Genomic DNA, 22619 nt, shown 5'->3' on the forward strand with positions numbered 1-22619 from the left:
GTGGAAGCCTTCTGGTTAGATGGCTCAGCTTTTATCCTTTTTTAAATGAGTCCAACCGTTCTCCTGAATTATTTTTCCTTCTTTCATTAACTTTCCTAACGCTCTTTTAAAAGCAGCTTTACTCATTTGAAATCTTTTTTCAATCTCTTCTGGATAACTTTTATCCCAATATGGCATGGAGCCGCCACGTTGTTGTAAATAGGCAAAAACTTTTTCTGCATCATCTTGGAGGGATTCAAAGTTACGTGGTAACAAAGAGATATTTACTGTACCATCTGACTTTACATCAATTATTCGTCCTTCTACTTCATCTCCCACACGTGGTTCTTTTCTTCGCTGACTTTCGTGAATGAAGCCACGATAATTTTCTTCCGTAATGATGAAAGTACCCGATCGCAATGTTCGATAAACAGTCCCTTTTACGGTTTTATTAAAAGCTTCTCTGTTTGCTTTTTCAAACAGTGTAGTCATAATATCCTCGGTTGCCAACTTTCCAAGCAATCTGCCGTTCTTATCAGTTTTCAGTGTACAATATAATTTTCCACCTACTGCTGGCCATGTTTGTTTCAGCTTCGGTAAATCATCTTTATGAATTAAAATATCTTTACTAATTCCAATATTTACAAAGGCCCCGAGATTATCATGAACATCTACTACCTTTACCCAACCGTATTTTCCAATTTGTATTTCGGGTATCGTCATTGTCGCTGCCAGTCTGCCAAGTTTATCTTGGTATAGAAAAACTTCTAACGTATCGTTAATCGATACATGCCCCTTTATCTCGCTTTCATGTAGTAGCACATCTTCTCTCCCGTTGGATAAAAAGTAGCCAAATGGAGCCTCCCTTGCTACCTCTAAGTCTACAACTGTTCCTGCTTTTAAATCAGCCATATTTACCGACTTCCTTTTATGTATCATTTATTATTTTTGCGCTGTTAAACCATGTCTTTGTTTCTCGCTCCAGGCACTTCACAAACTTACATTTTTTTTAATGATGTGACCAATTTTCTTTGGAACATTTTAGAGAAATGCCAAATTACTGTAAAACAATTATTAAAATGGTCCTATTTTTATCATAAACGAATTTTTGCACTTTCATACGACAATAGTTCTTTCTTTGAGAATGGTAACTTATTATATTACAATAAGTTTGGATAGATTAATGTCCAAGACCAATAAGAAAGATTGATTTCACATTTGTGACTTACTAAAAATATTGGAGGTACTTACATATGAAAATTTCACAAAATAACATTATTCGCCAACCTGATTATCATATTGATGATGTTTTTACACAGCGTTGGTCTCCTAGATCGTTCCTTGATAAAAAAATTCCAGATGAAGATTTGTATAGTGTTTTTGAAGCTGCTCGCTGGGCCCCTTCTGCTTTTAATGAACAACCTTGGCGCTTTATTATAGCAAGAACAGATGAAGAACGCGAACTTTTTTATCGTTTTATTAGTGAATTTAATTTAACATGGTGTAAAAAAGCACCAGTGTTAGCTTTAATTATTTCACATACAAAAAGGAATGAGGAGGAAAATCGTTCCCATTCATTTGATGCCGGTGCTGCGTGGGGATTCCTTGCGTTACAAGCTACGTTAAAAGGTTTAGTTACTCACCCAATGACAGGTTTTGATTTTACAAAGGCACGAGAACTATTAAGTATACCGAATGATTATGCGATTCAAGCATTAGTCGCCATCGGTTACCAAGGGGATAAAGCAGCATTGCCCGAAAATTTACAGAATAGAGAAATGCCAAATCAACGCCGTCCTCTATCTGAGTCGATTTTTTCAGGGAAATTTGGAAACACCATTTTAAAATAAATACTTTTCAAAAAAGTATTGCTACCTTTATCTATGATTAGCTCCTTTACCTACGTTATTATCTGTAGGCATTGTTGCCGGGAATAGATATTTTAAAATAATTATTCTTGTTCTCCAATCATTACTGCAAGCAAAAAACACGCGTGAAAACCTCCTGTTATGATAAAATGATATCATCAAAAAACAGGAGGCTTTTTTATGAAGGCAAAAGGCACTGTTCAAGATTTTACAATAACTAGTGAGAAATTACATGAAAGTATAGAAGTACTCGTGTATTTGCCACCGAATTATTCATCCTTAAATAAATATCCTTATGTAATAGCACAAGATGGAAAAGATTATTTCCAATTAGGCCGTTTAGCTAGAACAATGGACGAATTGCTGCAAGAAAAAGTGATCCAACCGTTCATTGTTTTCGGTATTCCATATAAAAATGTCGCGGATCGACGAGAAAAATATCATCCTCAAGGGTCTAAAACGAAGCAATATATTCAGTTTTTAGTACAGGAGTTTATACCTTTTATCGAAAAAAATTATTCATTAATAAATGTTGCTTCTGCCCGAGCATTAGCTGGTGATTCACTTGCTGCAACCGTTTCGTTACTAACAGCGATGGAGTATCCATATACGATTGGAAATGTTATTCTACATTCACCTTTTGTTGATGAAATAGTTTTACATAAGGCAAATGAGTTTAAAAGTTGGTCACAGCTATCTATTTATCACGTTATTGGGACAGAGGAAACATCCGTTAGTATGACAGATGGAAATATAGCAGATTTTTTAACACCGAATCGAGAACTCCAACGAATTATCTCTGACTATCCTGCTGATTACTTCTATGATGAATTCGTTGGTAACCACACGTGGAAATATTGGCAAAAAGATTTACGAAGAGCATTTCCATATATTTTTCCTATGAATAAGTAATATTGTTGTAAAACTGTTTGTGACTTTTAGCATATTTTCGTTGTTTTCCCTTTTAATCTCGCATAATTTTGTTATAATAAATAGAACTATAAGATTAATTACTTTTGTTAAAAGAAACTAAAAATTCACAGGAGGTTATCGTATGAAAGTAGGGGTTTTTATTTTTCCTTCTAAAAAGCTACAAGATTTAGCAAATTCCTATCGTAAGCGTTATGATACAAGTTATGCTTTAATTCCTCCCCATTTAACATTGAAAGCTGCTTTCGATTCAAATGAAGAAGAATTAACAAAAATATCCTCAGAGCTTGATCGGATTGCAACGAAATATCAACCATTTCAATTACGTACAGAAAAAATAAGTTCTTTTCATCCCGTGAATAATGTCATCTTTTTTAAAGTAAATCCTGTAACCGGATTACTAGGCCTGTATGAAGAAATAAATACAATTCCTTATGGAAACCCGCCAGAATATTCATTTGTCCCTCATATAACAGTTGGCCGCGACTTATCAAATAGTGAGCATGCTGATGTATATAGTCAATTAAGGTTGCAAAAAATTGATCATGAAGAAACGATCGATCGATTCCATTTATTATATCAGTTAGAAAATGGAACTTGGACGGTTTATGAAACTTTTTTATTAGGAAGTGATAAGTAGTATATGGAGGCAGCAATCGTTACAACCGAGAAACAACAACAAGACGCATTTCTTATCCGCAAAATTGTTTTTATTGACGAACAACAAGTGCCACCTGAGGAAGAAATTGATCAATTTGAAAAAGAAGCAACTCATTTTGTTTTGTATGATGGAGCAAGACCAATCGGTGCTGGCCGCTTTCGGAGTGTAGATGGTGTCGGTAAAATTGAACGGGTTTGTATCTTAAAAGAGTATCGTGGAAATGGTGCTGGCAAATTATTAATGGAAAAAATGATTCAGTATGCTCAGGAAGTCAATTTTTCTAAAGTGAAATTAAATTCTCAAACACATGCAATTCCTTTTTATGAGAAATTAGGCTTTATTGTTGTGTCTGAAGAGTTTATGGACGCAGGCATTCCACATAAAACAATGGAATTAACTTTTTAATTTAAAATAACGAGAAATATAAATTTAGAAAGTTTTTTTCATCCACTGTTGAAGAAAAATGAAAAGGAAGCTGTTCAAGAAAAAGACCAGCCTACAACATTGTATTAGGCTAGTCATCTTTGAACAGCTTCATTTTTTTATCAATTCATACCACTTACATGTTAAATATACCTATCTATATAAAACCCTTTCGTTTCTGATGAATGCCTTTTGTTTTGGTAATTTAGTGTGGAATGGTGAGAGTGTAATTTACGTTGCAATTCTGGCTTTGCCACTTTTAAAACAGGTGCTACTCGTTGATATGCATCTTTTTTTTGCAACATCCGCATTTGGTATGTTTTATATTGATTTAAGTTAACTGGTAACAAGTAGCCCATGTGATACACCCCCACGTTTAGCAATACGTTCCTACTATCCTTTACCCAATTTTCCTAATAATGAAACATTGTATTGGATTTAATTTGCTCCTACTTTTTATTAATCATATTCGCGATTGTATTAAAGTCCAATTGTTTTCCATCATTTACAATCGTTTTTACGATTTTATCTTCCATCTCTTTCGCAACTGGTCGATTAGCTATTTGTGCTACTTTACGAATAACGTTGCGAACAGTATTTTCATCTCGAAAATTAGCATTTTGTAGTGAAGATGCTAATTGTAAAATTTCATTCATATTAACGCCAGTTTTTTTCTCCACATTTTTAAAAAAATGATTATCCACTAACTTTCACACTCCCCTATCAAACTATATTATTGTATGCCGCAAAAATATTTTGGTGTAGATTCTTTGCCCATTGGCACTGAAAAATAGTTCAAGGAGTCGCTTTCGCTTAGCTTAAAAATGGAAAAGGGATAGGCAAAATCACCTATCCCTTTAACTTTGAAGATTAAATAAAGCTTGCGCCAACAATGATTAACAGGATGAACAAGACGACGATTAACACGAATGAGGATCCATAACCATAGCCACCACCATAACCGTAGCCATAGCCGCCGCCCCAGCCGCAGCCGCCCCAGCCGCCGTAGCCCCAGGACATATATACTTCACCTCACTTTAATTAGTTTCAATTTACTATATGTAAAATGACTTATATATGTTTGGGCTACCTTCCCGAACTGAAAAAATTTCTTTACTTTTTCGGTGGTTTGTCTACTGCTTGCTTCCATCGATTAACCTTTGGATTTAAATAACAATGCTCCAATAAATGCAAAAATTATCGCTGCTGATATACCCGAACTTGTTACTTCAAACATTCCTGTTAATACACCGATAATGCCATGTTTTTCTGCTTCTTGAAGTGCACCATGAACTAAGGAGTTACCGAAACTCGTAATGGGAATGGTTACTCCTGCTCCAGCAAAATCGATTAGTGGTTCATATAAGCCAAAACCATCTAAGATTGCACCGATAACAACTAATAAACTTAATGTATGCCCTGGTGTTAATTTGGCAACATCTAATAGTAATTGTCCAATTACACAAATGAATCCTCCAATCACGAAAGACCAAAAAAACATTGGTAACATGCAATTTCCACCTCCATCCAGTTTACTGTAAAATCTCCCATTCATATCCGCCAAAAAATCGTTGCCACGAAAGCGATAGTATCCTATATTTGAGCCGCTCCTGGCAATAGTACATGGCGGTGAAGCAAATCGTTGAAACTTTACGATCATCCCCCACCGCCTCATTAGTTATCGAAGGAAAATTTTACTCAATGTCAATCAAATTCAATCGATACTGCATGGGCAATACATGGGATGGATTCCTTTTGTTGAACGGTCATCGGTGATAATAATGCTCCAGTAGCAACACATAATATTTTCTTATATTTACCTTTTTTCATCTCATTCAATAAATGACCATATATAACTGTCGCAGAAGAAGCCGCACCGCTTGCACCTGCCAAAACATCTTCTTGTTCCTCACTATAAATTAACAAACCACAATCTTTATAATTATTTTCATCCACCATTATCCCTTTTTGATGAAGTAAATCGATGGCGATGTTATAGCCTATTTTGCCAAGATCGCCAGTTACAATTAAATCGTAATCCTCTAGTTTGCGATTCAAATCTCGGAAATGTGCCTCAATCGTATCCGCCGCAGCAGGGGCCATTGCCGCTCCCATATTGAAAGGATCTGTTAATCCCATATCAATAACTTTGCCAATAGTGGCAGTTGTCACCTTTGGCAATTTCTCCTTATTTTTTTGTTTTCCGACAATTGCATAACCTGCACCAGTAACCGTCCATTGTGCAGTCGGTGGTTTTTGGCCACCGTATTCTGTTGGATATCGGAACTGCCTTTCAGCGGCAGCATTATGACTTGCTGCTCCGGTAATCGTATAGTCCGCTCCATTATGATTTATTATTAAAGACGCAAGCGCTAACCCTTCCATTGAAGTTGCACAAGCATTAAATAATCCAAAGTATGGAATGGCAAACTTTCTTGCAGCAAAATTAGTCGGAGTAATTTGGTTAATTAAGTCTCCGCCAATAAAAAACTGAATTTCCTTTTCTGTTAGTTCCGCTTTTTTTAATGCTACATCCACAGCTTCTTCAATTAATAATTTATGGGCTTTCTCATAACTTTGCTCGCCCATCCACAATTCATCATGAAGGATATCGAAATCCTCGGAAATTTTCCCTCTCGCTTCAAAAGGCCCGCCGGTAACACCTGTTGCTTTGATTACTGGTTGATTTTCGAAAAGCCAAGATTGCTTTCCCACTAGCATTACAATCCACCCCACTGCACGATTATCGTTCTTATTAATGCAACTACGAAGGCTGAAAATACACCGAAAAGAATGACAGACCCAGCAAGCTTAAACATATTTCCACCGACTCCGAGAACAAAGCCTTCCGTTCGATGTTCAATTGCTGCAGAAATAACGGCATTGCCAAACCCTGTTACCGGCACCGCACTTCCAGCTCCTGCGAATTGACCAATTCGATCATATACGCCAAAACCTGTCAATAACATCGCAATAAATATCATCGTTGCAACTGTCGGATTACTAGCTGTCTTTTCAGTAAAATTGAAGAAATAAATATAAAAATACGTGATAGCTTGACCGACAGTACAAAAAAGTCCTCCCACTAAGAAAGCTACGAGACAATTTCTTAATAACGGCCGTTTTGTCTCATGTTTTTTACTTATTTTTTCATATTGTTTTTGTTCGGGTGTTTTCTCTTTCGCCAAGGTGATTCCCCCTTCGTTATGTTTGTTCTTTGCTAAGTGTAATTATTTTTTTCAGCTGGTTTTCTATCTTTTTCTCTGACAACGTATTATTTCGGATTTTTTCTTGGAGACGAATGGTCTCTAAAAAAATTTTAAAATCACTAGAAATGATGAATTGTTCATCAGGAAATTTTTTTTCTAATTTTTCCTTGACGTTCTTTTCAATTTTTTTCATTCGAAAACGTTGAAGTTGGCGGACTTTGTAAGTAACAATCGTTTCTTTTTCCCCTTTAATGATGGCAGTGTCATAAATTTCGTTAAATGACAGCACCGTATCTTTTATCTCCTTCACAATACCTGCTTGTTTTGGATGATTGTCTACCGCTTCTGCTGGAGGATTTGTCGTCTTTATTAACGCATTGCGTGATACTTCGGTATCGTCCTTGGAAGCACAAGCCGTAATAAACAGCAATAAGCAAATTTGTATGGTGTACAATAGTTTTTTTCCCTTCATGCTTTTCCCTTCCTATGTACAAGATTGATTAACCTTTTTCACATATATTCTTTTCAAAATTCCACATTTTATGATGTCAAAAGATAACAAAAGCAATAAAAAAGCCTGTACCTACATTGCAGATACAGACCTTTTTAGAATTAACTATTCTTTTGCATACGTTTGTCTAATTACTTGCACTTCTTTACTAACTTCCTTCTTAAAGCGTTTTGTCCCCATTTTTTCATGAATTCGATAGGATGTAAATGGAGTTTTAATGTAACCTAAAACATATTTTTGACTCGCCCGTAGCCAAAACTCATAATCATGTGTATAACGGAAGTCTTCATTAAATAAGCCAATCTGTTCAAATACTTCCTTTTTTAACATTACGGTTGAGCCATTGAACAAATTTCTTCTTTTTAATATTCTCTTTAACTGTTTCTGATCTTCTATATTTAACTGGATTGGTCCAGATGTCCGCATTCCTTCCGAGTTCATCGTATAGAATGAAGTAAAACTAATGTTAGAATGATTAGCAATCATCCATTCATACTGTTTTCCTATTTTACCTTGTAAAAACACGTCATCAGAACTAAGCCAACAAATATAATCTCCACGTGCATGTTCAATTCCTTTATTCAAGGCTGTAGCTGTTCCGCCATTTCGTTTATAAATATATTTTATTATGTTCATGTAGGGTTGAATGTTCGCTATATAATCATTAGTCGAACCATCGTCAACAACGATTATTTCTACATTCGGATAATCTTGTTGTAATACACTAGTAATTGCTTGGTCGACGTAAGAACAATTATAAAATGGAATAATTACAGATATTAACGGTTTCACTAAATCACCCTGATTGCTTTGCACGATAATATTGAAGAATCGATACAAGCGATTGTTTGAAGCAATAATTTGGTTCCCAGCCTAGTTGTTTTAAGTTGTGAAAATTGGTTCCATTAATACGTTTATTTTGCTTATCTTCCTTATATTCTTTTTCAATTTTTACTGGGATATTTACAGAAGTTAATTGCTTATATGTTTTTACTACATCATATAAAGATTGCTCATTTCCTGTACCTATTGGGTAAATTTCTCCAATACTCCCCTGTTGAAGTATTATTTCATATGCAGCTATTGCGTCACGTATATCTAAAAAATCTCGCCTTTTATTAAGGTCATCAATGGTGATCGGTGTCGTTTCAATATTGTTTTCACACTGAACAATTTTTTCTGCCAACAGAGAACAAATTCCTGTCGATGGTCCTGGTCCGATTAAGTTTGTTGGCTTAACGATAATAATTGGTAGTCCAAATAAGTTTTCCCATGTTTTAGCTACAATTGTTTGAAATGTTTTTGAAAGTCCATACGGATGACTTGGAGGTTCGTTAAATGGGTTATATTCGAGGGCGGATCCAATGACGATTATTTTCTGCAAATTTTTCACTTTCCGTAATGCTTCCAATAAATATACGGTTGCTAGTACATTTGTTTTCATATAGAGGGATGGTTTCTCAAAAGAAGCAGTTACAGCATTTTTACCGGCTGGATGGAGAACATAGTCAATATTTCTCGAAGCAACCTCGTTCATTAATGCTACTTCATCCGTTATATCGCAAGCAATTAAATCTAAATTCGGGTGATTAGTATCGCTTTGCTGTTTCAACTTATACAATGTCGCTTCATCCCGGACAATTCCAATTACATGATAGTTCTTTTGTAAAAAATGTTGACAAGCATGTTGACCCGTAAATCCATTAGCACCAGTTATTAAAATAGTTTTGTTAGTCACGTTGCTTCATCCAATCATATAGCTCTTGTAACATTTGCTTATAGGATGGCACTTGAAATGTCCAATTTGGTCGCGTTTGTCGTAACGTCCGATTTAACTTGATTTCCCCATCTTGTTGAATAGTTACATCATCTTTGCGAAATACTACTTGTAACATTTTTAATAAGTCATATTTTGAAATAATTTCAGGTGCAGTAAGATGAAATAATCCTGACATTTTATTTTCAATTATTTCATGAATTGATTTCGCTAACTGTAATGTAGTAACACCGTTCCATAATACATTTTTATACCCTTTTATTTCACCCTTTTGATTCATAAACCAATGAAATAACCCAATTCCATCTTTTAATTCAGGTCCAATAATAGATGTACGGATCGTAACATGCTTATTATCGATAATTTCACCGAGGGCTTTCGTTTTTGCGTATACCGTAGCTCCATCGGTTAAATCTGTTTCACTATACCTTCCTTGATTGCGACAATCATTACTTTCACTATCCACTCTCCCAGAAAATACACAATCGGTACTTATATGAATTAGTTTTCCATTATACTGGTTGAGAAGCTCTACTAAATGATGTGGAAAAAGACTATTTACTTGTATCGCTTCTAATTTACGTTTTTCCGCTTCCTCATTTAGTAACCCAATAGCATTGATAACTACATCGGGTTGATTTTCATAAATAGCTTTTTTTATACTATAAAAATTTGTTGCATTTAAATAAACACTTTCATGATTTAAAATATCTCTTGTCGTATATTTCACATGAAAGTTTTTCTGCTTAGAAAAATAATCGGCAATTACATGTCCGGCCATACCCTTCCCGCCTAAAACTAGCAGCTTCATTTACGCTGGCCTCCTTCCAATAAATACAGTCAATAGGCGAATACCTATATTTCAACGTATTCAATTTTTCTCATATGGTGAATGCATTAAATTGTCAACAAATAAGGAATTTAATCACTTTATTTTTGCGTAAGCTTGAGAAACCCACCTTTTTGCAATAATTGTTTTATCTCATCTTTTGTCATTCTACCTTCTTGAGAGCTATAGCTTTTTAACGTAACTCGTGGATAGGAAGCATAACGCTCCTTAATTTCGTGCATTTTTTCTCTAGGAATAATAACAAAATACTCCTCATCAAAAACGATTGTCGTCTCACTCTCATATTCTGAGAATAAAATTTCATGCAATTTTTCACCTGGTCTAATCCCTAATTCTACAATCTCAATTTCCTTTCTTCCTGAATCATCGATTAAAACGTGAGCTAAATCTAATATTCGGCATGTTGGCATCTTCATTACAAAAATTTCACCGCCAATACTCGATTCTGATGCTTTAAATAACAGTTTTATTGCATCTTCAAGCGTTAAGAAAAATCTCGTCATATCTTTATGTGTGATACCAATTTGTCCGTTTTTTTCGATTTGCTCTTTGAAAACATGAATCACACTGCCATTTGTCCCTAGTACATTTCCGCCTCGAACAGAAACGAACTTTGTATCCGGCGTCTCGTTGTTAGCATGAATAATTAACTTTTCACCCATTGCCTTTGTATATCCATAAAAGTTAATTGGATTGGCGGCTTTATCTGTAGAAATATAAATAACCTTCTTAACCTTATTAACTATAGCCGCATCAATCACATTTTGAGTTCCAATTACATTTGTTTTGAAAGCTTCGAGTGGCTGAGCTTCGCAAACGGGAACATGTTTTAAAGCTGCTAAGTGAAATAAAATTTCCACACCTGTACATGCTTTTATTAAACTTTCTTTTTCACGGATATCACCGATAATAAATTGTAATCTCGGATCATTGAAGCGTCTTTGCATTGCCACTTGACTTGCCTCATTACGGGAAAACACCCGGATTTCTTTCGGATTTTTCAATAATAATTGTTTAACAAGTTCATTCCCCCATGAACCAGTTGCCCCAGTAACTAAAATTGTTTGGTGTTCAAACATGAATTCTACCTCCAAGTAAAAATTTTACGACTTTATCAGATACGTTGTGATCCCCATACCCTACTGGCAACTCCCAATCAGTTTTTTGCTGAACCATTGCTTTTACTGCTTGTAAAATTGTTTCAGAATTTGTCCCCGATACAATATTACTCCCACAATCCACCGTTTCTGGCCTTTCCGTACTATTGCGAATCGTTACTGCAGGTACATGAAAAATACAACTTTCCTCTTGAACTGTCCCACTATCTGTTAATACGCACAATGCGTTTTTCTGTAATTGAATGAAATCGAAAAAGCCAAATGGCTCATGAAACTCCACGAGTGGATGATTACTGTAATCCGATAATATGTCTAGCTTTGATTTTGTCCGCGGATGAATACTACAAATGACTCGCTTTTGGAAATAGTCTGCGACTAAATTTAACCCATGTAATATCGATTGAAAGTTTTTTAAATCATCTACATTTTCCGCACGATGAACAGTGACGACGAAATATTGATTTTTCGTTAAATGTAAGTTTTGGAGAATCGGTTGTTGCTTTATCTTCACACTATAAAAATCAATTACCTCTTTTATCGGGTTTCCAGAAACAATAATCCGGTTACTCGGAAAACCTTCGCGCAATAAGTTTTCTTTTGAATTCGGTGTATATGGCAAATTATATGTGGAAATGGCGTCGATGACACGGCGATTTTTCTCTTCAGGTACACGCAAATCGAAACAGCGGTTTCCTGCCTCCATATGCACTACAGGAATACTCATTCGCTCTAGCAAAATAGCACTTAAAGCACTATTCGTATCACCTAATACTAATGCTTTATCTGGTTTCTCCTTTATAATGATGCTTTCTAACTGTTCAAACATTGTACTTAGTTGTTTACCTAGTGATATTTCATGATGATTAATATGGTAATCTGGCTGGCGAATATTCAATTCTTCAAAAAATACATCACTTAGTTTTGCTGCAAAGTTTTGCCCAGTATGAACGAGTATATGTTTCTCACATAATTTATCTAATTTTTGAATGATTAAACTTAGGCGAATAATCTCAGGCCTAGTCCCAAGAATTGTCATTATTTTCAAGGTTCCATCCTCCTTAATACATTGATAATTTATTCCGCTTATGTGTGTTTGGAATAGTTGAATTTCCTAAAGAACGGAAAATAAGGCGCTTGCGCTAGTTTATACGCTTTATTATTTCTGCAACTAATTGTTGCGCTCGAATCTCGGTACTGTGACGCGAACGAACCATTTCATACCCTTTTTTAGCTATTTTCAATCGTTCTGATTCATTTTGTAAGTAAAAATGAATTTTATTTAATACATTTTCTTCATTTATTGCTACAAAAGTCTCCCCATCAATGAATCCAAGATCTGCTAACTCTTTAGACGGTGTAGCTAATAATAAGGAACGACAAGCGGTTGCTTCATAATATTTCATCACAGGAAATCGATCGACAGAATCACAAGTGACAAAAATTTTCGCTCGATTGATCTCACGAGCATATTTTTCTCCTGCATACACATTAGAAAAATCTTCAATCACTTCATAACCTGGATGTGAATGATAAGTAAAACCTGGATGGTTTTTTAGTATTTCATAAAACTTTGCACGCATCGGATACATATGTCGATAGAGGGCACCCATCATTAATACATCGATATTCTTTTCCAACTGATAATCTCGAAAAATATTAGTCGGTACATGATGGGGGAGCCAAACAAAGCGGTCTTGAAACTGTGGATATAATTGTTGCGCGGCATCCCGATAAATAGTAAATATCGTACGGATATTTTCCCGTTCATAAAATTGGGCGCGTCGAAACGGTTTATATTTTAAATCATGCATAATTGCTCCAATTGGGATATTAATTTTATTTAAGTCAAAAATGAACGGACAATAATCGCTCTTATAGTCATTCAATAAAATATAATCAGGCTGAAAATTCAGCTGTTCGAGAATAGAGATTATCGAACCATGGTCATACCAAATACGAAGATCGGTAATTTTCGTTAATTCTTCTATTAAATAAACGGTACTCTTTTCCAACCGTTTCGTGAAATCCTTCGTAATAAATAAAAGCTTTAGTTTGTTAACCATATATCGTATGAACCCTTTCCTTATATAGTAAAAAAGGAGGCTGTCTCAGCTATAGCCCCTAAGCATTGTATTCCCTGCTCATGAAAGCTCACATAAGGAGACAGCCATTTTCCCTTTTTATGTTTAAGATAAGATTGGCACTTGATCAGCTGCAATGTCTACAGCAACGATATCATCATAACGGATGAAAAATTGTTCCGCCCCTACCGAACCAGCCTTTTCAATGATCATAAAATCAAGATGCATAGAGACGATACGAACACCTGTTAAGTCAGGCTCACCAGGAACTTGTGTAGCCCGGACAAATATTTCATTAATTAATACGTTTCGATCCATCAAAACTTTAAAACCTACTTTACTTGTAACTGTTGGCATGAAAAAAATTCACCTCTCCTTTAATAAATGACGAATTCAATATTGATATATGAAAATTATCCTAATATGTTTGGACATTCACCATAACTACAAAGCCCTTCTTATGAAAAATGAGTAAAACGTCGTATGTATATGTATGAGAAAAATAAATACACTTCCGCTTTCGATAATTTTCGAGGAAAAATTCCATCCCAGAAATACGGACATCTTTTAAAAAAATAGTAAAAGCTGCCCCAATCATTTGGAACAGCTTTTTTTGATAAAGTTTATTTAGAAGACATATTCTCGTTATTTTGTTTTCTGCGGCCATAACAACCACAATTTTTTTTCTTTTTAACAGGAGTTTGTTTAACTTTCGTTACATCATATATTTTTCGTTGCAATGGTATTCCTCCAATACTATTTTTCTAACATTATATGTTAATACAATCTATTGGTTTATTCATTAACCTAAAATCCGGCTAATAATTGTTTCGATAATGGAGCCAATTGCTGCTACTGCTAAAACTAATATAATGATATTGGCAATTTGTTCATTTAATAAAAATAATAATACAAGGAATATGCTTGCCCAAATTCCAGTACACCAATAACAACTTAATAATTCGCCTATCCACCGCTTCCATCCACCTTCTTTTACAACGAGATATACTTCTTCCTGTCCGTTTTCCGCCTTCTCGATAACTTCATCAAAAAAAGGGCGTCTAACAAATTCGGTTATTTTATCAAATACAATTAATCTCGTCAGTCGAAAAGATGCTAAGCCGAGAATGATAACGGTTAAAATATTTAAGTCTGTCATCGATAAAAACGCTCCATTCTTATTAAAATCGTATTTTTTTCCTGATTATAAATCGAAGCTTCCAACATGAATATATAAATGTATGATGGGTATTCATTTCTTGTTCATTTAATAAAATGCCATCAACATTATTTTTTATGAGGCAACGATTATGATGTAAATTGCTCCTAACAGTTAATTTAATGCTCTTTCTAATATATATAAATCTGGGCTGATTTTTATAATGAATTTACACTAAAATAGGCGATTTGCCGATTCCATTTGCCACTAAAAAACATAGTCTGTAATGAAAATGAATTCACTTGGAAATAAGGAGGATATAGAATGGGTTGTGAATCAGAAGTTTTCACTAGTAATTGTGTATGTGATACACTGCTAGCGATTGTAGAAGCACAAGAACAAGTTGAAAATGGTTGTGCATTTAGCTGTAGTACAGCAATTCAAGAATTAGTTGGCGGCCTTTCCTCAAGCCCATATAATACAATACCTGTTTTGTTATATTGCAAAAGTACTTGCGATTTATTCGTAGGGCACGGTGCAAGAAGAGTTGCTGGAGGAAGTGGGATTGATATTACCCATGCAATTGCATTTAGAGTGGCCGATGTAGATCCAGAAACATGCTGTGCAACATTGGAATTACTTCAATTCGGAACTGTCGGTTATGACCTTGCCACTTTATTAGGTGCACTTGAGACAGATACACCACCGTTAGTTCGCACAAATACTTGCATTACTGTTGACTTAAATTGCTTCTGCGGTGTTACTTGCTTACCGCCAATGACACTTTAATTATGAGAAACAAGTAAAATATGACTCAAAAGGAACATCCTTTTGAGTCTATTTTTCATGATGAGAAAGTTTTTCCTTTCAAGTAATGGAAGTACTGCTGAATCGCAGTTTTGTCCGAATCATTTGTTTGGACAACTTTATCCAGTACTGAAAAACTTAACACTTAGTCTCCTTTCCCTTACTGAATTATTTCAAACTCAGTAATATCCGTAATTTTACAAACGATAATTTTTTTCTTTGTTTTTAAGCGAACATTATCTCCACGCTTGCTTAATACTTGAAATACTATTTTTTCCCCATGAATATTCGCTTGACAATAAGGTCTTTCTAATACACGCGGATATAATGCTAATCGGCGAATAATAGCTTTTAAATTTTGCGTTGGCTGTTGATGTTGGCTAGTTTCCTCTTCACTTTGCGTTGGTATAGCTTCCTTATTGATTGATACTTCTTCTTTGATTAATTCACCTTTTTCAGCCTCAGCAAGATGATTTTCTTTTTCGGCGTGAGTGATAGGACTTTCCTTGTCATCAGCGGTAAAAGTAATCTCTGCTTCTTGTTGCTCTGAGTTTATTCCAGTTTCTTTATTTTCATTAATTGGATCGACTTCTCCTACTAAATGAATCGATTCCAGTTCCGATTCCTTGATTTCCTTCCATTCTGACTCTAGTTGGTCCACTGCTCTTTCTACATTTGTCGGCTTTTCACTTTCATCCATCGATTCAAGCGGTTCAATTTCCTCAACGGGCTTATTTTCAATAATATTTTCCTCACTAGGTGTATTTATATCACTAAGCGGTTGTGATTTTATTCGGTTCCATAATTTTTCGATTTTCTCGATTGTTTCCGGGTTAATTAAAGGGACTTCTTTCATATCATTTTGTATGTTTGATGGAAAGTTTTCCTTTTGTTGCTCTGATTTTGCGGAAATGCCCCCCGCTGGCTTATTTGATTGCTGGATAGTAAATTGGATGTTTTTTTGGGGTTTTATTGTCGTAGATTGAAAATTTGGTTGTTGGATAAATAATAACGGTTTTGATTCATTGTTTACTTTTCGTTTAGCCATATAGCCTGCCCTCCTCTATGCAGTAAAATATACGTCTTTATATAAATATGCAATGTAGTTTATTTATGTTTAAGTAAATAAAGGGAAACCTTCTGCTTAGTTTTGGTAAAATAATAGGAGAGGAGTTTCATAAATTCATATTATAGGAGATTGTTATAATGGGTGGCAAAAAGTCAAAGTTAAAATTCATTCAAAAAAATATGAAAGAAATGGAAAAATGGGCGGCTAATGCAAAAGTTGCAGAAATATCAACACTACATCAAAATTTAGAAAAAGTAATTATTAATCATACATACTATTATGATGCCAAGAAGGATAATCATGACTGCAAAAAATATTACCAACATATAGTCAAAACAAAAAAGACGGGGAAGGATTTATTTTATTTGCATCACATACACGCCAAAGCCAAACATATTCGTACTATTCCGTATTTTATAAGCAAAGACAATTACTTATATACTTGGGTTGATTTACACGCCGATGGTACTGTAAAAAGCATTTATTCTGGTCAGAAAAAAAATCCGCAAACACTGTTATTAGAAGACTTTCTAACAGTAAATAGTCGTTTCTATGAATTTCAGACATTGCTAAACAACCAACGGAAAAACGGCAATCATATATTTCAAAAAGTAGCAGTTGTAGACAAACAACATAAATTTAATACAGAACATGTTGTCCCACAATCATGGTTTTCAGCAAGAGAACCAATGAAAGGCGATTTGCACCATTTATTCGTTTGTGAGCCTCATTGTAATGCAGCCCGCTCCAACTTCCCTTACGGAGATCATTTACATTACGTTCCAGAATCAGCATCAGAAAAAATTCGAAATCAATGTGGTGTTGTTATTAATCAATTATTTGAACCAGAGTATGGTAAGGGGATTGTTGCAAGAGCAATGTTCTATTTTCTCGTCCGCTATCCGAGAGCAATCAGAAAAAGGTTTCGAAAATCGATTAATTATCCTTTATTAAGGGAATGGAATCGTACCTTTCCGATAAATATGTATGAAAAACACCGCAATCAAGCTATTTATCAAATTCAAGGTAATCGCAATCCATTCATTGATTTTCCAAATTTAGCAGAACAAATTAAATTTCCAGATGAGTAGGGCAACTTTTGCAATGGATTTTTAAAAAAATGGCTGTTTTATCAGGATTACCTAAATAAAACAGCCAACAAAAAAGGAGTGAATGTTTCATACAATTATATCGAAATAATGTGGAATCCGGAATCAACATGAATGTTTTCTCCAGTTATACCACGGGATAAATCGCTAAGTAAAAATAAAGCTGTATCTCCAACTTCTTCAGGAGTAGTTGTGCGCCGTAATGGTGCCTTTTCTTCAATTTCATTTAAAACAGAATTGAAATCACGAATACCTTTAGCGGATAGCGTACGAATTGGTCCAGCTGAGATCGCATTAACCCGAATTCCATCTTTTCCTAAATCATTCGCTAAATATTTTACACTTGCCTCTAAAGATGCTTTCGCAACACCCATAACGTTATAATTTCTAACAACTCTTTCTCCACCTAAATAAGTTAAAGTGACGATACTGCCACCTTCTGTCATTAATTCTCTTCCTTCTTTTGCTATTGCAGTTAAAGAAAAGGAACTTATATTATGAGCTAATAAAAATCCATCTCTAGATGTATTGACAAACTCTCCATCTAAATCTTCCCGATTGGCAAACGCTATACAATGGGCAATTCCGTGAATAACTCCCACTTTTTCTTTGATCATTTGAAAGCATTGTTTAATACTGTCATCATCCGTTACATCACATTGTAAAATAAGCGATTGCTTGTCCTCTAGACTATTCGCTAATTCACGGACATTTTTTTCCATACGGTCTTGATTATAGGTGAAAATTAAATTAGCTCCAGCATTATGTAATGAACGAGCAATTCCCCAGCCAATGCTGCGTTTATTTGCTATTCCCATTACGACATATGTTTTACCTTCTAATGAAAGTGTCATTTCTTATCCTCCATTATTACAAGTTATTAGTACCTAGTGCTAATTATAAACGATAATTAGAGAAATGAAAAGGAAAAGACGTTTTTATTTTTTGTTTTAGACAAGATTGTGTTGATATTTTAAGGATAACACCTATAAAAAATAGTTTAACTTTGAATAAATGAAATTATTGGTTCAATGATTTTTCTTATGCAAATAAGAGCAAAAATACGTGGACTCGTTCGAATTTGCAAACATTTCCTCTTGCATTATTACGAAAAGCGATGTGGGAAATGCTATGGACGCACTCAAAAAAAAAAAAAAAAAAACGACTCGATTATCCAATCGAGCGTCTTTCAAAATTCCTCTACTCACAAAACTCCAATTTCCGTTTCAGTTCGTCTACATATTCCTTTGTTCCAGTAACAATGAGTCGGTCATATAATTTCAATTCTGTTTCTCCATGTGGAACTAAAGAATCTTGACCTCTAAAAATTCTTACGAAAATGACATCACCGGTAAATGGAAATTGACGAACAGTAATGCCATCATAAACGGTATTTAACATTTGAATTTCATATAAAGAAGTTTCTTCATTTGTTAATAATTGTAACATTGTTGGCGATTCAATTAATGCCCGCAATAACACATTTTGTGATAGTAAAGAGGAAAATACTTCAATCTTGTGTTGCCGTAATATTTGATCTAAGTCAGGACTTTCGATTCTTGCAATAACTCGCTCCACACCATGTTCTTTTACAAGCATTGCTAGCGTGGCATTTGTTTCCTCATCACCAGTAACTAATACAACGATATCAAAATCTAATAATCCTTTTTCTCGAAAAGATGCCTCATTATAATCTTCTAACTCGATAATATCAAACAGCGAATTGCTAAACTTTTCTTCCAATTTCTCTTGACACCGGTGGAAGATAATCGGGTCATAGATAGATGATTGCAACTCCTTATATACCGATAAACTCATTTGATTAGCACCAACAATTGCGACACGAATCACTGTTTCTTCCTCTTCCTGTTTTGGGAATAACCGCTTAAAGATGATTGGAGCAACGATACATGTGATAATGGCAACTAATATTAATGTACCGCTCATTTCATTTGAAATCATTCCCATTCTTTCTCCAATGGTCGCAGCGGCAATTACAAGTGACAGTGTCGAGGTTAGTAAGAAACTAGAGGCCATGACAGTTCGCATATCAAACCATTTTCTTAAAAATAGAACTGGCACTAGTTTAGATAATAGTAAACCAATTAATAACAATGGAATAAGTAATAGTAATTTCGGATCACTAAATAATGTCCATATATTTAAGTTAACACCAATCATCACGAAAAAGATTGGGATTAAAAAACCGTAACCAAATGAATCTAATTTATGGACTAGTTCTTGACTAGGTGCCAATAAAGATACTAATACACCTGCTAAAAATGCACCAAGAATATTTTCCGCACCTACTGTCTCCGATAAAGCAACAAGTAACATGATTAACGTAAAAACTGCTCGCGTTCCTATTTGGATTGTTCCCTTTGATAAAGTTTCAATATATTTACCGTTTTTGAATTTTTTCCCAAACAAATAAATAACAATACCTGCTGCAAATAAAACTAATAAGAGCCATGTATTTCCACTATCGGGATCGTTCAATGATACAAATACAGCTAACAAAATCATCGTTACTAAATCCGCGATAACCGCAATTAACAATATTATTTGCCCAATGGTTGATTTCATTAAATTTTCTTCTTTTAGCGTTGGTACAACAACACCTAAGGAGATAGTGGAAATGATAATAGTCATTAACAAAGCATCATCGATAAAACCAGCAAACACAAATAAGTATGATAAAGCGTAAGAGATAATAAATATACCAGAAAATACAATGATTGCTGTAATAAATGTGTTCGGACCAGTTTGCTGTTTGGACTTTTTATTTTTCGAGAAGGCAGAAAAATCTATCTCTAACCCACTTAAAAACATTAAAAAAATGAAACCTAAAGTGGATAATGTTTCTAACCATGGACCTGAATGAACGATATTAAAACCGCTCTTTCCAATAATAAGTCCGACAATAATTTCCCCAACTACTACTGGAATAATATTTAATTTTAGCCTGTGTAATAATATTGGTGTAATGAAGGCAGCAATAATTACAATAACTAATGATGTTATGGATGCACCATGTTCCATCGGATCACTCTCCTTTTGAAGTTTCACTTTTTCATGTTGTATGTATCGAAACAGATAAATCTGAGCGATTGCATTTTTAAACATTGGTGCCATTTTATAATTTATATAATATAAATGTCAAAAGAAAAGGCATTATGTATGAGAATTTATGGTAATATGATTTACATTTTTAGTTGAATATATTTACATAAAGGAGAAGACGAAATTGTATGACATCATCGGAGATATTCATGGTTGCTATGAAGAATTAACTTTAATAATAAAAAAATTAGGCTATCAGTGGGAAAATGGTATTCCTCTACATTCGTCCGAGCGAAAATTAATCTTCTTAGGAGACTTGACCGATCGTGGGCCAAATTCATTAGAAGTAATTGACCTCGTATATCATTTAGTACATGCAGGAGCTGCCTTCTATACCCCAGGAAACCATTGTAACAAATTATACAGATATTTCCTCGGAAATCGAGTACAAATAAAACATGGGTTAGAAACGACCGATGCAGAGTTTAAACGTTTGTCACCAAAAAAGAAAAGAGAAATAAGGCATAAATTTATGAAACTTTACGAAAATGCCCCTTTATATTTAACTTTGGACGATGGCAAATTAATTGTTGCACATGCTGGGATTCCTGAAAAATATATTGGCCAATATAATGATACTGTGAAATCATTCGTGTTATATGGGGATATAACAGGGGAAAAACATCGGGATGGTACTCCAATCCGTCTCGATTGGGCAAAAAATTATCATGGCAAGCAAATAATTGTTTATGGGCATACTCCAGTAAAAAAAGTTAGAATCATTAACAATACGTATAATATTGATACTGGAGTAGTCTTTGGCGGAAAATTGTCGGCACTTCGCTACCCTGAACGAGAAATTGTCGATGTTCCATCCACTCTTCCCTTAGTGGAAGAAAAGTTCAAAAGCTTTTAAGAACATTTTCACAGTGAAATATCCATCTGGGGGGATTATTTTCCTATCGTTGGACTTTCCCCCTATTGATGAACTAGTTTTTCGTCCCCCTGATAGTATTAATCTTATACACGAAAATTCGCCTTAAAACCGGGCTAATAAATTATTCATATCAGCTGGCAATGGAATAACGAATGTTTGCTCCTCATTTGTAACTGGATGAATAAATGCTATCTCTTTACAATGTAATGCTTGGCGACTGATATTATTTAAAGAACCGCCATATAAATCATCACCAAGTAATGGATGTCCCATATATGCCATATGGACGCGAATTTGATGAGTTCGTCCCGTTTCCAACTGCAAATTAACGTGAGCAAAATCTTCATTTTGGATAATTAATGAATAATTGGTCACCGCATATTGGCCATCTGCGGAAACTTCTCGTTCGATAATACTCGTTTTTTTCCGAGCTATCGGTGCGACAATCCGTCCAGCTGTTGTTTTTAATGTACCTGAAACGAAAGCCTCATAGATTCGTCTAATTTTCTGTTCTTGTTGTTGCATACTTAATAAGTGATGAATATGCCGATGTTTTGCAACTAATACAAGACCAGATGTATTCCTATCCAGTCTCGTCACGATATGTGGGCTAGCTGTCAATTGCAATGTTTCGTAGTAACCATTCAAACCATTGGCAAGACTACCTGTCGGGTGTTCTCGTGAAGGAATCGTATTCATGAATGGTGGCTTATTAACTATAACTAAGTAATCATCTTCAAATACAATATCCAAATCAATTTTTTCAGAAATAAGCGAATCACTTGGTTGCTCTTCTGGAAATATTACTGTTAACCTTTCACCTTTTTTTAAAACATGGGTAACGGTAACATGTTTTCTATCAACACAAATGTCCCCGCCATGGAATTTAATATCTGTTAGTGCCGCTTTGGAAATTCGTTCATTTTTTAAAAATTCCCGAACTGTTTTTCCAGCATTCTCTTCTGAAATTACCCAATTAAGTTGAAAAAGCCGTTTCATCAAAATTCTCCTTACCTATTAAAAAATAAAGCTTTCCTAAAAAATGACGCATTTCCGACGATCCTCTTC

General features: G+C 34.7%; 27 protein-coding genes. 7 read left to right on the forward strand and 20 right to left on the reverse strand.

Features of this window, described 5'->3' with window-relative positions; all coding sequences use genetic code 11:
• Positions 1 to 24: 24 nt before the first annotated feature.
• Entirely contained in the window at positions 25 to 891 is an 867-nt protein-coding gene (locus BN1242_RS04485) for a CvfB family protein (protein WP_062351934.1), read from the reverse strand.
• 341 nt (positions 892 to 1232) lie between these two features.
• On the opposite strand from BN1242_RS04485, the gene BN1242_RS04490 reads away from it, so the two are divergent.
• The 4 genes from BN1242_RS04490 (at position 1233) to BN1242_RS04505 (ending at position 3843) form a co-directional block, all read left to right on the forward strand.
• Entirely contained in the window at positions 1233 to 1829 is a 597-nt protein-coding gene (locus BN1242_RS04490; RefSeq protein WP_062351937.1) for a nitroreductase family protein, read from the forward strand.
• Between the two features lie 198 nt (positions 1830 to 2027).
• Positions 2028 to 2759 carry an alpha/beta hydrolase gene (locus tag BN1242_RS04495; RefSeq protein WP_062351940.1) on the forward strand — a complete coding sequence of 244 codons (732 nt, stop codon included), beginning with the start codon at positions 2028 to 2030 and terminating at the stop codon, positions 2757 to 2759.
• A 142-nt stretch (positions 2760 to 2901) separates the two neighbouring features.
• Entirely contained in the window at positions 2902 to 3417 is a 516-nt protein-coding gene (locus BN1242_RS04500) for a YjcG family protein (RefSeq protein WP_062351943.1), read from the forward strand.
• A 3-nt stretch (positions 3418 to 3420) separates the two neighbouring features.
• Positions 3421 to 3843, forward strand: a complete 423-nt coding sequence (locus tag BN1242_RS04505) for a GNAT family N-acetyltransferase (RefSeq protein WP_062351946.1) — start codon at positions 3421 to 3423, stop codon at positions 3841 to 3843.
• 161 nt (positions 3844 to 4004) lie between these two features.
• On the opposite strand, the gene BN1242_RS04510 is transcribed toward BN1242_RS04505, so the two are convergent.
• The 15 genes from BN1242_RS04510 to BN1242_RS04580 all read right to left on the reverse strand — a co-directional run bounded on the left by BN1242_RS04510 (position 4005) and on the right by BN1242_RS04580 (position 14566).
• Entirely contained in the window at positions 4005 to 4220 is a 216-nt protein-coding gene (locus BN1242_RS04510; RefSeq protein WP_062351948.1) for a hypothetical protein, read from the reverse strand.
• A 90-nt stretch (positions 4221 to 4310) separates the two neighbouring features.
• A complete protein-coding gene (gene spoVIF / locus BN1242_RS04515; RefSeq protein WP_062351951.1) occupies positions 4311 to 4565 on the reverse strand; it encodes a sporulation-specific transcription regulator SpoVIF in 255 nt (84 codons plus the stop codon).
• 166 nt (positions 4566 to 4731) lie between these two features.
• Positions 4732 to 4881: a YjcZ family sporulation protein gene (locus BN1242_RS13105; protein ID WP_072136166.1), complete on the reverse strand. Its 150-nt coding sequence runs from the start codon at positions 4879 to 4881 to the stop codon at positions 4732 to 4734.
• Between the two features lie 133 nt (positions 4882 to 5014).
• The gene (gene spoVAE, locus BN1242_RS04520) at positions 5015 to 5371 is read right to left on the reverse strand and encodes a stage V sporulation protein AE (protein ID WP_062351954.1); all 357 of its coding nucleotides are present in this window, start codon (positions 5369 to 5371) and stop codon (positions 5015 to 5017) included.
• A 194-nt stretch (positions 5372 to 5565) separates the two neighbouring features.
• Positions 5566 to 6582, reverse strand: coding sequence for a stage V sporulation protein AD (spoVAD, locus tag BN1242_RS04525; protein WP_062351957.1), 1017 nt, complete (start codon positions 6580 to 6582; stop codon positions 5566 to 5568).
• Positions 6582 to 7049 (reverse strand): stage V sporulation protein AC, encoded by a 468-nt coding sequence (spoVAC, locus tag BN1242_RS04530; RefSeq protein ID WP_062351960.1) that lies wholly within the window; start codon positions 7047 to 7049, stop codon positions 6582 to 6584. Before spoVAC ends, spoVAD begins: the two co-directional genes overlap by 1 nt.
• A 16-nt stretch (positions 7050 to 7065) precedes the next feature.
• The gene (locus tag BN1242_RS04535; RefSeq protein WP_062351963.1) at positions 7066 to 7542 is read right to left on the reverse strand and encodes a YhcN/YlaJ family sporulation lipoprotein; all 477 of its coding nucleotides are present in this window, start codon (positions 7540 to 7542) and stop codon (positions 7066 to 7068) included.
• Positions 7543 to 7686: 144 nt separating this feature from the next.
• Positions 7687 to 8373, reverse strand: coding sequence for a glycosyltransferase family 2 protein (locus BN1242_RS04540; RefSeq protein ID WP_062351966.1), 687 nt, complete (start codon positions 8371 to 8373; stop codon positions 7687 to 7689).
• Positions 8374 to 8377: 4 nt separating this feature from the next.
• Entirely contained in the window at positions 8378 to 9319 is a 942-nt protein-coding gene (locus tag BN1242_RS04545; RefSeq protein WP_062351969.1) for an NAD-dependent epimerase/dehydratase family protein, read from the reverse strand.
• Complete coding sequence (locus BN1242_RS04550; protein ID WP_062351972.1) at positions 9312 to 10169, reverse strand: dTDP-4-dehydrorhamnose reductase family protein; 858 nt, start codon at positions 10167 to 10169, stop codon at positions 9312 to 9314. The genes BN1242_RS04545 and BN1242_RS04550 overlap by 8 nt, the downstream gene beginning before the upstream one ends.
• 119 nt (positions 10170 to 10288) lie before the next feature.
• The gene (locus tag BN1242_RS04555) at positions 10289 to 11287 is read right to left on the reverse strand and encodes a polysaccharide biosynthesis protein (protein WP_062351975.1); all 999 of its coding nucleotides are present in this window, start codon (positions 11285 to 11287) and stop codon (positions 10289 to 10291) included.
• Entirely contained in the window at positions 11280 to 12371 is a 1092-nt protein-coding gene (gene wecB / locus BN1242_RS04560; RefSeq protein ID WP_062351978.1) for a non-hydrolyzing UDP-N-acetylglucosamine 2-epimerase, read from the reverse strand. The genes BN1242_RS04555 and wecB overlap by 8 nt, the downstream gene beginning before the upstream one ends.
• A gap of 94 nt (positions 12372 to 12465) precedes the next feature.
• Positions 12466 to 13389 (reverse strand): glycosyltransferase family protein, encoded by a 924-nt coding sequence (locus tag BN1242_RS04565; protein WP_062351981.1) that lies wholly within the window; start codon positions 13387 to 13389, stop codon positions 12466 to 12468.
• Between the two features lie 123 nt (positions 13390 to 13512).
• Positions 13513 to 13764, reverse strand: coding sequence for a hypothetical protein (locus BN1242_RS04570; protein WP_062351984.1), 252 nt, complete (start codon positions 13762 to 13764; stop codon positions 13513 to 13515).
• Between the two features lie 445 nt (positions 13765 to 14209).
• Complete coding sequence (locus BN1242_RS04580; RefSeq protein WP_062351990.1) at positions 14210 to 14566, reverse strand: DUF1360 domain-containing protein; 357 nt, start codon at positions 14564 to 14566, stop codon at positions 14210 to 14212.
• A 324-nt stretch (positions 14567 to 14890) separates the two neighbouring features.
• On the opposite strand from BN1242_RS04580, the gene BN1242_RS04585 reads away from it, so the two are divergent.
• Positions 14891 to 15355, forward strand: coding sequence for a CotY/CotZ family spore coat protein (locus BN1242_RS04585; RefSeq protein WP_062351992.1), 465 nt, complete (start codon positions 14891 to 14893; stop codon positions 15353 to 15355).
• Positions 15356 to 15533: 178 nt separating this feature from the next.
• Here the strand turns inward: BN1242_RS04585 and BN1242_RS04590 are convergent, their stop codons facing one another.
• A complete protein-coding gene (locus BN1242_RS04590; RefSeq protein WP_062351995.1) occupies positions 15534 to 16421 on the reverse strand; it encodes a hypothetical protein in 888 nt (295 codons plus the stop codon).
• A gap of 158 nt (positions 16422 to 16579) precedes the next feature.
• On the opposite strand from BN1242_RS04590, the gene BN1242_RS04595 reads away from it, so the two are divergent.
• Positions 16580 to 17533, forward strand: a complete 954-nt coding sequence (locus BN1242_RS04595; protein ID WP_087941725.1) for an endonuclease I family protein — start codon at positions 16580 to 16582, stop codon at positions 17531 to 17533.
• Between the two features lie 95 nt (positions 17534 to 17628).
• Here the strand turns inward: BN1242_RS04595 and fabI are convergent, their stop codons facing one another.
• Together fabI and BN1242_RS04605 are read right to left on the reverse strand one after the other, a co-directional pair.
• A complete protein-coding gene (fabI, locus tag BN1242_RS04600; protein WP_062352001.1) occupies positions 17629 to 18405 on the reverse strand; it encodes an enoyl-ACP reductase FabI in 777 nt (258 codons plus the stop codon).
• A 346-nt stretch (positions 18406 to 18751) separates the two neighbouring features.
• Positions 18752 to 20593 carry a monovalent cation:proton antiporter family protein gene (locus tag BN1242_RS04605; protein WP_062352004.1) on the reverse strand — a complete coding sequence of 614 codons (1842 nt, stop codon included), beginning with the start codon at positions 20591 to 20593 and terminating at the stop codon, positions 18752 to 18754.
• Positions 20594 to 20798: 205 nt separating this feature from the next.
• Here BN1242_RS04605 and prpE point away from each other — a divergent pair, with 205 nt between their 5' ends.
• Entirely contained in the window at positions 20799 to 21530 is a 732-nt protein-coding gene (prpE, locus tag BN1242_RS04610) for a bis(5'-nucleosyl)-tetraphosphatase PrpE (protein WP_062352007.1), read from the forward strand.
• Positions 21531 to 21653: 123 nt separating this feature from the next.
• Here the strand turns inward: prpE and BN1242_RS04615 are convergent, their stop codons facing one another.
• On the reverse strand, positions 21654 to 22550 hold the full coding sequence (locus BN1242_RS04615; protein ID WP_062352010.1) for an RluA family pseudouridine synthase: 897 nt from the start codon (positions 22548 to 22550) through the stop codon (positions 21654 to 21656).
• Between the last annotated feature and the right edge of the window lie 69 nt (positions 22551 to 22619).

The sequence above is a fragment of the Bacillus kwashiorkori genome (assembly GCF_001375515.1).
Taxonomy (GTDB): Bacteria; Bacillota; Bacilli; order Bacillales; family Caldibacillaceae; genus Bacillus_BK; species Bacillus_BK kwashiorkori.